At 73.0% G+C, this 3,136-nt stretch carries 3 protein-coding genes; 2 read left to right on the top strand and 1 reads right to left on the bottom strand.

Annotated features, from left to right (window positions below):
• Both GPA22_RS22335 and GPA22_RS22330 read left to right on the top strand, forming a co-directional pair.
• The coding region (locus GPA22_RS22335; RefSeq protein ID WP_169258268.1) for a response regulator at nucleotides 1-1,007 on the top strand (1,007 nt) is incomplete at its 5' end.
• Entirely contained in the window at nucleotides 1,004-2,281 is a 1,278-nt protein-coding gene (locus tag GPA22_RS22330) for an EAL domain-containing response regulator (RefSeq protein ID WP_169258267.1), read from the top strand. The genes GPA22_RS22335 and GPA22_RS22330, both read left to right, overlap by 4 nt.
• On the opposite strand, the gene GPA22_RS22325 is transcribed toward GPA22_RS22330, so the two are convergent.
• Nucleotides 2,221-3,136: DUF3108 domain-containing protein (locus tag GPA22_RS22325; protein WP_169258266.1), on the bottom strand; the 916-nt coding region annotated here is incomplete at its 5' end. The genes GPA22_RS22330 and GPA22_RS22325 overlap by 61 nt on opposite strands.

The following is a 3,136-nucleotide window of genomic DNA, read 5'->3' as shown; positions in this document are numbered from 1 at the left end:
GGGCACCGCCTTCCGGGCTGCGCCGGCTGCGCATCTCCCACGGCCGGCGCAGGCGCGTGCGGGTGGTCGACGCCTGCACCGTCAGCATCGACGGCGACGCGCTGCGCCGTCGCACGCTGCTGCGCGCGGTCGCCGTGGCGGCCGGGCGCGAATCGCCCGACGCGGTGCCGGCGCAGGCTGTGCCGTCCGCCACGGTGGCGAAGGCCGTGCCGCCGACGATCGCGGAGGCGCGCACGTCCGGCCGGCTGATCCTGATCGCCGAGGACGACCCGGTGAACCAGAAGGTTATCCTGCAGCAGCTCGCCCTGCTCGGCTACGCGGCAGAGGTCGCTGGCGACGGCGCACAGGCGCTGCGGATGTGGCGCGAGGGGCGCTATGCGCTGCTGCTGACCGACCTCCACATGCCCCACATGGACGGCTACGCGCTGGCGCAGACGATTCGCGCCGAGGAGGCCGGGCGCGGCCGCATGCCCATCCTCGCGCTGACCGCGAACGCGCTGCGTGGCGAAGCGCGGCGCGCGCGGGAGGGGGGCATGGACGAGTACCTGACCAAGCCGATCCAGCTGCAGCTGCTGAAGGACGCCCTCGAGCGCTGGCTGCCGCACGAGGCCGCGGCGCCGGCCGTCGGCGCGCCCGCGGCGGCAGTCTTCGACGTCGCCGTGCTGGAGGCGCTGGTCGGGAGCGAGCGCGCGGTCGTCGACGACTTCCTCGGCGACTATCGCGGCGCGCTGCGCGAACTGTCCGATGCGCTGCGGACCGCCGTCGCGCGCGACGACGCGGGCGCCATCGTGGCCGTGGCGCACAAGCTGAAATCCTCGTCGCGCGCGGTCGGTGCGTTGCAGCTCGGCGAGCTGTGCGCCGAACTGGAGATCGCGGCGCGAGCGGGCCTGCGGGCGGTGGTCGCCCGCCACTTCGGCGCATTCGATGCAGCGGCCGCTGCCGTCGAGGCGCGCATCGGCGAGCGGCTGTGCGAGCACGGCGTCTCACCGGAACGGGAGCATCCATGAAGATACTGATCGTCGATGACGACCTCATCGTTTGCAAGATACTCGCCACTCAGCTGACGGCGCTCGGGGCGGGCGAGGTGAGCTGCCATGCGTGGGCGCGCGACGCCTTGGCCCGCATCGCGGGCGGCGAGGGCATCGGGCTGATCTTCCTCGATCTGCGCATGCCGGAGCTCGATGGCATCGAGTTCGTGCGCGAACTCGCGCATTTCGGCTACCGCGGCGGCCTGGTGCTGATCAGCGGCGAGGATCCGCGCATCCTGCGCACCGCAGAGCGGCTGGCGCAGGCGCACCGGCTGCGGGTGCTGGGCGCGCTGTCGAAGCCGATCCTGCCCGAGCGGCTGCGCGGGGTGCTCGACCGGCACGCACGGTGCGAGCCCGCGGCGCCCGCCGCCGAGCGCGTGTTCTATCCGGAGCAACTGCGGCGGGCGATCGCGGCGGGCGAGCTGGTGAATCACTACCAGCCGACCGTGTCGTTCGCGACCGGCGCCGTGATCGGCGTCGAGAGCCTGGTGCGCTGGCAGCACCCGTCCGAGGGGCTGGTGCCCCCCGATGCGTTCGTGCCGCTCGCGGAGGAGTGCGGCGTCATCGAGGAGCTCACGCAGGGGGTGCTCCGCACCGCGCTGCGCGACGCGCGGCGCTGGCACGACGCGGGGTACGCGCTGCAGGTCGCCGTGAACGTGTCGATGGAGAATCTCGCCGCGCTCGACTTCCCCGACATGGTCGGGGACGAGCTCGCGGCCTCGGGGGTCGCGCCCCAGCGGCTGGCGCTGGAGATCACCGAGAGCCGCCTGACGCAGGATTCCGTCGCGGCACTCGAAATCGTCACGCGCCTGCGGCTCAAGCGCATCATGCTGTCGATCGACGATTTCGGCACTGGCCATTCCTCGCTGGCGCAGCTGCGCGACATCCCCTTCAACGAGCTCAAGATCGATCGCGGCTTCGTGAGCGAGGTCTGCGAGGACAGGACGTCGCGTGCAATCGTTGACGCGAATCTGCACCTGGCCCGCGGCCTGGGGCTCAGGAGCGTCGCGGAAGGCGTCGATAGCCGTGCCGTGTGGGATGTGCTGCAGGCGCGCGGCTGCGATCTCGCACAGGGCTGGTTCGTCGCCCCGGCGATGCCGGCGTGCGACCTGCCGGACTGGATCGCGGAGTGGGAGCTGCGGCGGCCCGGCCTCGTGGCGGCGGTGCAGACCCCCGGCTGGAAACCGCCGGGTCAGCGCGCGGGCGTCTGTAGTGCCTCGGTGCTCACCGACACTTCGGTCGCGACGAGGTAATACACGACGCCCTTGGCGTCGATCGTGCGGATCAGCACGGGCAGGCCGAAGTGCTCGGTGGCGAGCCACACATCGGTCATCTCGCGCGCGCTGCCGTAGCGTGCGCGGACGTGGCGGGCGCGCCAGCCCTCGCCGAAGGGCAGATGTACCGTTTCTTCGCCGATGGTTTCCAGCTGGTAGCTGCGCAGCGCCCCGCCGGCGGTGACCGCCACGCTGCCGCCGGCCGCCGCGCCGGGGTAGCCGAGCTGGTAGAGCAGCGACAGGATGTCCTGGGCGTCGTCGGGCAGCGCATCGCGGGTGCCGGCACCGCGGAATTCACCCGTGGCGCGGTCGAGCTCCGCGAGCGTTTCGCCGGGGCGCCCGTCCTCGCGTTCGGTGAAGCGCTCCGGGCGCAGGCCGCTCGCGGTGATCCTTCCCGTGCTTTCGCGCAGCTTGCGGCCGGGGCGGAACCACGGGATCGCGGCCACCGAGGTCGGTTCGACGAGTTCGGAGAGGCGATAGCTGCCGTCCGCCGCCACCTCCCATTGGTGCGTCGCGCGGCCCATGGGAAGCTGCTTCTCACCCATCAGCGCGAGGTAGGCGATGCGTCCCGCGCGCGGCCAGGCCTGTCCGCCGCCGGCGGCGACCGGTGTCGCCTCGGCGACGGGCGCCCGCTCTTCGGTGACGGGCGATTCGGTGGCCGTCGCCGACGTGCCGGGGGGTGTTTCCGCTGCCGTGTCGGCGACCGTCGCGGGCGCCGGCTCGGGTTCGGGCGCGGGCGGTTCTGCCGCTGCGGCGGGCGCCGGGGCGGCTTCGGGCGGTGCGACGGGTTTCTCGGCGATGCTCGCCTGGGGGGGCTTCGGTTCGGCCCTGGGG

It is taken from the genome of Aromatoleum toluvorans, from assembly GCF_012910905.1.
Classification (GTDB): domain Bacteria; phylum Pseudomonadota; class Gammaproteobacteria; order Burkholderiales; family Rhodocyclaceae; genus Aromatoleum; species Aromatoleum toluvorans.
This window is presented reverse-complemented; position numbering and strand designations above follow the sequence as displayed.

Coding starts and splice junctions, on each gene's coding strand:
- GPA22_RS22330 (WP_169258267.1), top strand. CDS start 1,004: ATGAAGATACTGATCGTCGATGACGACCTCATCGTTTGCAAGATACTC.